Raw genomic sequence first — 8051 nt, 5'->3', positions numbered from 1 at the left:
GGGTCGATGCCGTGCTGTTCGATGAGGTCCAGCACCAGCGTGGCCAACGCGTCGTCCTCAATGCTCGCGCCGGACAGGTTGATGGTGGCCAGTTGCAGGCCCGGCATCGCGGGGTCGGCGGCGACAGCCCGCGCCAATGCGGCCTCCGCTTCGGTAAAGCGGAAGTCCGAGGCCAGTTCGACCACGCGCCGTACATACGCCTGCGATGTCCGCCGCACGCCGGTCGCGGCGCGGGTGTCATCGGGGCGGGCTTCCAGCGCGGCGCGGAACCCTGCAAGAGCCTCCGGCAGGCGCCCCTGTGACAGGTCGGTTTCCGCGCGCCGCACCCGCTCGTCGACCGCCGCCGCCAGCGCGGCGCGGGCCTCGGGCAGGTCGACATGGCCCGCGTCGGCCGCTGCGACCCGCGCCTGCACCGCCGCGGCGTCCGACAGTGCGCCTCGACCCAGCATCGAACGCGACTGGGTGAGCAGCTCGGATAACGTGTCCTCGCGACCCTCCAGTGCGCGCACGTTCCCCGGCTCCAGAGCGAGCACACGCTGGTAGAGCCGCAGCGCGGTGTAGCCCTCGCCGTCCAGTCGGCCACCGCGACGTGCGGCGTCGGCCACGTCGAGCAGCCGATCCACCCCTGCATCACCCAGCTCGCGCTTGTGCAGCCGGGCTTCCAGCTCGTGCAGCCGCGGCTGCGGGACGCTCAGCGCGCGCGCCAGCGCCAGTGACTGGCGCGCCTCGGCGAAGCGCCCTGCCGCGATCTGGGCATCCGCACGCGCCAGCGCCGCGTGGCCCACCAGGCTCAGGCCGTCCCGCGACTGCGGGCGATCCGGATCCAGTGCCAGCGCGGCTTCGTACAGTTCGCGCGCGCCGGTGCCGTCGGGCGAGCTCAAGTGGCCGAACGCGAGTGCTTCGGCGGCTTCCCGGCGCAGCTGCTGCGCGCGGGTCTCCGGCCAGATGCGGTCCGAAAGGGGATGCCGCAGGACCCACAACGCCAGCAGCAGGACCGGCAGCAGCAGCGCCCAGCGCCAGCGCGAGCGCGACAGGGTCCGTGCGTGCGCCCGCAGGGTGGCCAGGGCGGACGCCATGCGGGCGGGTTTGGAGTCGGGGAGGGGCGGCATCGCCGGCAAAGGATAGACGCGCGGCGCCGCTGGAGCGTGATCCGGCCGAGCGTGGGCGGGATCTAGAGACGCCCCGCCCGCTCCACGCCGGGAAGCGAGGCCAGCTTGCCCAACAACGACGAGAGCTGCCCGTAGTCGCTCACCCGCAGGGTCAGCCGGAGTCGCACCCTGGCCCCGTTGCGCTGGTGGTCGCTACGGATCGCGTTGACGTGCGCGTTGGCCTGGGCGATGGCGTTGGTCACTTCCTTGAGCAACCACTTGCGGTCGAGGGCGACCAGTTCCACGTCAACGTCGTAACCACTGCCCGTGCGCCCCCACTCCACCGGGATCACGCGCTGCGGCTGCCGTGCAAGCAGTCGCTGCAGGGCGCCGCAGTCCGGCCGGTGCACGGTCACGCCGCGTCCGCGGGTGAGGTAGCCCAGGATCGGCTCGCCTGGCAGCGGCTGGCAACACCGCGCCAGTTGCACCAGCAGGTTGCCCACGCCCTGCACGGTGAAATCGCCTGGGCGCCCGCGGGCGGGCCTGCGCGCTTCGGCCGGCAGGTGGGCGGGCTCGACCGGCGCGTCAGCCGCCCGCTGGTGTTCGGCCAGGGCGCGCGCCACCTGGTGGGGGCCGAGATCGCCCAGGGCGACCTGCACGTAAAGCTCACCGTCGCCCGCCAGGTGGAAGCGCTCACGCGCCGGGGCCAGGTCGGCACCCAGCAGGCCCAGACGGCGCAGTTCCTTGTCCAGCAGTTCGCGGCCTTCGGCTTCGTTGCGGGTGCGGTCAAGCCGGTGAAACCACGCGCGCACCTTCTCGCGCGAGCGCGGGCTGGCCAGGAAGCCATTGGACTCCACCAGCCAGTCACGCCGGGGCTCACCGGTCTTGGCGGTCATGATCTCGACCCGGTCGCCGGTGCGCAGGCAATGGTCCAGCGGCACGATCCGTCCGTCGACCTTGGCGCCCCGGCAACGATGCCCCACCTCGGTATGCACGCGGTAGGCGAAATCCAGCGGCGTGGAACCGACGGGCAGGTCGACCACTTCTCCCTTGGGGGTCAGCGCGTAGATGCGGTCTTCCACCAGCTCGGTATCGAGCTCCCCCGCCAGCGCGGCGTCATCGCGGCCACCGCCGTCCTCCAGCAGCCGGCGCATCCAGGCAATCTTGCGGTCGAATGCCGCATCGCCGCCGCGGCCGCCCTCCTTGTAGCGCCAGTGGGCGGCCACGCCGAGCTCGGCCTGCCGGTGCATGTCGTGGGTGCGGATCTGCACTTCGAGCGTCTTGCCTTCCGGCCCGATCACCGCGGTGTGCAGCGACCGGTAGTCGTTGGGCTTGGGCCGGGCGATGTAGTCGTCGAACTCGCTGGGGACCGGCACCCAGGTGGCATGCACCACGCCCAGCGCGGCGTAGCACGACGCGACGTCATGGACCAGCACCCGCACCGCTCGCAGGTCGTAGAGCTCGCCGATGGGCGCGCCCTTGCGCTGCATCTTCCGCCAGATGCTGTAGATGTGCTTGGGCCGCCCGGCCACGTCCGCGGCGATCCCCTGCGCGGCCATCGCCTCGCGCAGCACCTGGGTGACGTGCTCGATGTAGCGCTCGCGGGCGCCACGCTTTTCATCCAGCAGGCGCGCGATGCGCTGGTAGGTGTCGGGCTCCAGATGCCGGAAAACCTGGTCCTCGAGCTCCCACTTCAATTGCCAGATGCCCAGCCGGTTGGCCAACGGCGCATGGATATCGCGGGTCAGCGTGGCCAGCTCCCGCCGTTGCGCCTCCGGCAACGTCCCGGCCTGCTTCATCCACGCCAACTGGCGGGCAAGCAGGATCGGTACGACCCGCAGGTCGCGGACGATGGCCAGCAGCAGGCGGCGCAGGCCTTCGCTGCCCGCGCTGCCGCTGCGCTCGGCGTGCAGCGCCCATACCTGTGCCGCCGCGGCCTGGCCATCCAGCAGCGCCACGACCGCGGGATAGCGGGCCGCGAACTCGGCACCCAGCGCGGCGACCAGGCCCGGCGAGGCATGCACCAACGCCGCCAACACGGTGTCCGCGTCGGCATCCAGCCGGGCCAGCGCGTCCAGCACGCCCAGCGTCACTTCGACCGGCTCGACCGCCGCGCCGCCTCGCGGTGGCGCATCGGCAAGCAGCGCCTGCCGCCAGGCAGGCGACAGCGCGGCCACCGCCGGGTGGTCCAGCACGGCTGCGGGGAAGTGGGGCGCGGGGTGCATCGTGGAGCGGGTCGCAGGCAAAATTTCCCGACTACACTAGCGAGCATCCCGCCAGAGGAACAGGCCATGCTTCCACACCGCACCCCCGTGCTTCGCCCGCTCTTCCTCTCGCTCGTGCTGGCCGCCGTGCCCTTCGCCTTGCTGGCGCAGGACGCGCCGCGACGGATCGAGCTGGAAATGACCCCCGAGGAGTTTCGCGCCGCCGGGCTGGATGGCCTGACCGCCGACCAGCTGGCACGCCTGAATGTCTGGCTGGGGCGCACCCTGGATGCGGAAACCGCGAAGGCCGCGGAAACCGCGCGGGCGCAGGTGAAGGAGGCCAACCGCGGGTTCCTCGATTTCGGCTCGTCCGAACCGATCGTCGCGCGCATCGCCGGAGAGTTCCGGGGCTTCGGCCAGGGCCGCAGCTACACGCTGGACAACGGCCACGTCTGGGAGCAGGTCGACGATGCACGCCTGGCCGGGGTCCGCCTTCAGGACCCGGGCGTCACCATTGCCCCGGCACTGGTCGGGAACGTCTGGTACCTGGCGGTGGACGGCTACAACCGGCGCGCCAAGGTCAAGCGGATCAAGTAGGCACTGCGGGTCGGCGGCCGATGGCGGCCAGCCGCGTGGCCAGCTTCTTGGGCGACACCCCGCGCGCGCCCAGCTCCTGTGCGAACAGCGACACCCGCAGTTCCTCCAGGTCCCAGCGCAGCGCGTTCCAGTCCGGATGGTCGGCCACCCCCTGACGCTCTGCTTCCCGCAGCGCATCGGCGAAGGGCTTGATCTCGAGCATCCGCGCCTGGTCGCGTATCGGGTCGCGCAGCGCGCGCTCGCCGCGCAGGGCCAGTGCCTTCAGGTAGCGCGGGTAGTCGCGCAGGGCCTGCTGGGGCGTCGTGCTGATGAATCCGGGAGGCGCCAGGGCGGCCAGGTGCGCGCGCATGTCATCCAGGTTGCCGCTCGCCCAGCCCATCAGCGGGGAATCGAGAGATCCCCGGGCTTCGGCGACGCCGTCCAGGATCGACTCGGCCAGCTTGAGCCGTTCCATGGACTCGCCGAACAGACCCTTGCCCACTTCGTCGCGGCGCGCCGCGAATGCAGCCGCGTCACGGATGTCATCGAGCCCTTCGGCGGTGAGCGCGTCGAATGCACCCTGCACAAGGTCCGCGCGCAGCCGGTCGCCTTCCGCGGGCGCGGGGGCCGGCCGGACGCCCAGGGATTCAAGCGCGGCGTACTGCAAGGCCGTTCGCGCCGACACCGGCAGTTGCTTGCGCGCCTGGCGGAGGCGGTCGGCCAACGCCAGCACCAGCAGGCGCCGCACACCGGCCGGGTGGGCGAGGTCGGCCACCTCGCGTTGCGCGTGGACCTGCAGGGAGACCGTGTCGCCGTCATCGTGCAATGCCGGCCACGCCGGTACCCCACCTGCCCCCGGAACCGAATGCGGCACCGGCGTCTCCGGGAAGGCCACCAGCCCCTGGCGGGCAAGGCCATCGGCGGCCCGCTCGGCGAACGCCTCGGCGGCGGCGGCGCCGAACCGCCGCTTCAGCGCGTCGATATCGCGTGACTCGGCCAGCACTGCACGGCCGTCCCGGTCCAGCAGCCGGAGGTTCATCCGCAGGTGCGGTTCCAGCACCGACTCGTCGAAGTCGCCGCGGGATACCCCGGCACCGGTGGCACGCCCGAGGAACCGGGACAACGTACCGGTGAAGTCGTCCGCCTCGTACCGGGGGTGCGCTTCGGCGAACGCTCGGGCGAAGTCGGGTGCGGGAACGAAGTTCCGCCGCAGCGTCTTGGGCAGGGCGCGGATCAGCGCGGCCGCCCGCTCGGCGACGAAGCCCGGCGCCAGCCATGACACCTGTGCCGGGTCCAGCGCTCCCAGCAGGTGCAGGGGTACGGTAACCGTCATGCCGTCATCCGCGGCACCGGGCTCGAACCGGTAGACCACCGCCAGCCGGGCGTCGCCGACCGCAAGTACCGCCGGGAACCGGGAGGCGTCACTTTCGTCGCCCACCATCAACTCGTCCATCGACCACTCGAGCCCGGCCCGGGCGGCGGCATCGAGCTTCCCCAGCCACGCGTCCAAAGCGTGGGCGTTGTGCACGTGCGGCGGCAGGCGGTCGAGGTACCACTGCGCCATCCATTCCTCATCCACCACCAGTCCTACGCGGCGCTGCTTGGCCTCCTCCTGCCGGGCCTGTTCGAGCACCGCAAGGTTGCGCGAGAGGAAGGCCGCCCGCGTGTTGATCTCTCCGGTGACCAGCGCTTCGCGGACGAAGATGGCCCGCGCCTCCTCCGGGTACAGCGCGCCGTAGTGCACCGGGCGCTTGGGCGCCAGCACCAGCCCGAACAGCGACACCTGCTCGCTGCCGACCACGCGCCCCTGCGACCGCGCCCAGCGCGGGTCGTGGTGGCGACGGGCCAGCAGGTGCGGCAGCGCCTCGATGGCCCATTCCGGCTCGATTGCCGCGTTGGTCAGCCCCCATACCCGCTCGGTATCCAGCAGCGTGGCCGCCAGCACCCACGGTGGTGGCTTCCTTGCCAGCGCCGAGCCGGGGAACAGCTGGAACTTGCGGCCGCGCGGCCCGTCGTACACCCCGCGGTCGGCGCGATGCCCCACCTGCGTGGGCAACCCGGTGAGCAGCGCGCGGTGGAGGCGGGCGTAGTGGCCGGTGTCGAACCGCTGCGGTCCCGTCTCTGCAGGCGGCGCTGCATCGGGCCCCGTGCGGTCGGGTCCCGGCGCACGGCGCTCGCGGCCGCCCCTGCGTCGCCCCCGGGCGGCCACGGGTTCGCCGGATCCCGCCGCCCGGTGGGCGGCGTCGCCAGTGACCGCCGCCACGGCCGCCGCGCGCTCGACGTCCCAACCCAGCTCCTCGCACTGCAGTTTCAGCTGGCGGTGCAGCTCGCGCCATTCGCGCATCCGCAGGAACCCCAGGAAGTGTTTTTCGCACCAGCCGCGCAACTTCGACTGGGTCAGCTCTTCGTGCGCAAGCTGGTAGGCCTCCCACAACTTGAGGATGCCCACGAACTCGGACTTGGGATCGGCGAACTGCGCATGCGCGTTGTCGGCCGCCGCGCGCTGGTCGGCTGGCCGCTCGCGCGGATCCTGGATGCCCAGGAACGAGGCGATCGCCAGCATCCCGTGCAGGCAGCCCGACGCGTTCGCGGCGACCAGCATGCGTGCCAGTTTCACGTCCACCGGCAACCGCGACATGACCCGGCCAACCGGGGTGAGAACGCGTCGGTCGCGGTCGGAGGCGTGGTCGACCGCGCCCAGTTCGGCCAGCTCCTGCCAGCCGTCGGCCACCGCACGCGGCTCGGGAGGCTCCAGGAACGGGAACGCCTCGATCGAACCCAGCCCGAGCGACAACATCCGCAGGATCACCCCGGCAAGGGCGGCCCGGCGGATTTCCGGGTCGGTGTAGCGCGGCCGCGACTCGAAGTCGGCCTGCGCATACAGCCGGTAGCACGTGCCTTCGGAAATGCGGCCGCAGCGGCCCTTGCGCTGGTCTGCGCTGGCCTGGCTGACCGGTTCGATGTGCAGCCGGTCGAGCTTGGCGCGCGGGCTGTAGCGCTTGACCCGGGCCAGTCCCGGATCGACCACGTAGCGGATCCGCGGCACCGTCAACGACGTTTCGGCGACGTTGGTGGCCAGCACGATGCGACGCTGTGGACCCGGGTTGAAGACGCGATCCTGGTCCCTCACCGACAGGCGCGCATACAGCGGCAACACTTCGGTGTGGCGGTACTTGCGGCGCTCCAGGGCCTGGTGGGCATCGCGGATCTCGCGCTCGCCGGGCAGGAACACCAGCACGTCACCACGCGGGTCTTCCCGCGCGATCTCGTCGCACGCGGCCACGATCGCCTGGTTGACGGTGCGCTCGCCGTCGGACTCACCGTCCCCCTCCAGCGGGCGGTAGCGGACCTCCACCGGATAGCCGCGGCCCTCGACCGTGACCACGGGCGCGTCGTCGAAATGGGCGGCAAAGCGCGCAGTATCGATGGTCGCCGAGGTCACGATCACCTTGAGGTCGCGTCGGCGCTGCAGCAGTTGCTTGAGGTAGCCCAACAGGAAGTCGATGTTGAGGCTGCGTTCGTGCGCCTCGTCGATCAGGATGGTGTCGTAGCGCGACAGCCAGCGGTCCGAGGCGATCTCCGCCAACAGGATGCCGTCGGTCATGAACTTCACCGCGGTCTGTTCGCCGACGTTCTCGGTAAAGCGCACCTGGTAGCCGACCGCGCCGCCCAGTGGCACGCGCAGCTCCTCGGCCACGCGCCGCGCCACCGCTCGCGCGGCGATCCGGCGGGGCTGGGTGCAGCCGATCATCCCCGCCGCGCCGCGACCGGCCGCCAGGCACAGCTTGGGGATCTGCGTGGTCTTGCCCGAGCCCGTCTCGCCCGCGATCACCACCACCGGGTGGTCCCGGATGAGCTGGACGATGCGGTCGGCCTCGGTGGCGATCGGCAGCCCCGGGTCGACCGGGGCCTGCGGCAGGGCGGCCGCGCGCGACTCGCGCTGGGCGACCGATTGCGACAGCCGGTCCGTGAACGCCCGGCGGGCCTCCGTGTCCTCGGGACGCCCGTTCCAACGTGACCACAATGAATGCAGGCGGCCGCGGTCGCGGCTGAGGGCGCCGTCGATCGCGCCGCGCCCCTCACGCAGGGCGGCTTTTGTTGACGCCATGCTGTCGGGGCGGTCGATAGGCTTCATTGATCGGATCGAGAAGAACAAACCATTTCACGCGGTACGCCGCGACAC

3 protein-coding genes and 1 pseudogene are annotated in these 8051 nt (G+C 71.7%); 1 reads left to right on the top strand and 3 read right to left on the bottom strand.

What is annotated here, in order from left to right; translation table 11 throughout:
* Both ACJQWL_RS07470 and ACJQWL_RS07465 read right to left on the bottom strand, forming a co-directional pair.
* A pseudogene (locus ACJQWL_RS07470) lies at window positions 1–1076 on the bottom strand (hypothetical protein); the annotation flags it as partial.
* Between the two features lie 95 nt (window positions 1077–1171).
* Complete coding sequence (locus ACJQWL_RS07465) at window positions 1172–3337, bottom strand: RelA/SpoT family protein (protein WP_411300816.1); 2166 nt, start codon at window positions 3335–3337, stop codon at window positions 1172–1174.
* Window positions 3338–3379: 42 nt separating this feature from the next.
* Here ACJQWL_RS07465 and ACJQWL_RS07460 point away from each other — a divergent pair, with 42 nt between their 5' ends.
* Window positions 3380–3889: a hypothetical protein gene (locus ACJQWL_RS07460; protein WP_411300808.1), complete on the top strand. Its 510-nt coding sequence runs from the start codon at window positions 3380–3382 to the stop codon at window positions 3887–3889.
* Here ACJQWL_RS07460 and hrpA read toward each other — a convergent pair.
* A complete protein-coding gene (gene hrpA / locus ACJQWL_RS07455; RefSeq protein WP_330968339.1) occupies window positions 3882–8003 on the bottom strand; it encodes an ATP-dependent RNA helicase HrpA in 4122 nt (1373 codons plus the stop codon). The two genes, ACJQWL_RS07460 and hrpA, sit on opposite strands and share 8 nt — an antisense overlap.
* Between the last annotated feature and the right edge of the window lie 48 nt (window positions 8004–8051).

This window comes from Novilysobacter viscosus (genome assembly GCF_046600715.1).
GTDB classification, from domain to species: Bacteria; Pseudomonadota; Gammaproteobacteria; order Xanthomonadales; family Xanthomonadaceae; genus Lysobacter_C; species Lysobacter_C viscosus.
The sequence above is the reverse complement of the archived record's forward strand: the minus strand, read 5'-3'. Positions and strand labels throughout refer to the sequence as shown.

Bases quoted from the DNA above. Each gene is read 5' to 3' on its own strand.
- hrpA (WP_330968339.1), bottom strand. From the start codon at position 8,003: ATGAAGCCTATCGACCGCCCCGACAGCATGGCGTCAACAAAAGCCGCC.
- ACJQWL_RS07460 (WP_411300808.1), top strand. From the start codon at position 3,380: ATGCTTCCACACCGCACCCCCGTGCTTCGCCCGCTCTTCCTCTCGCTC.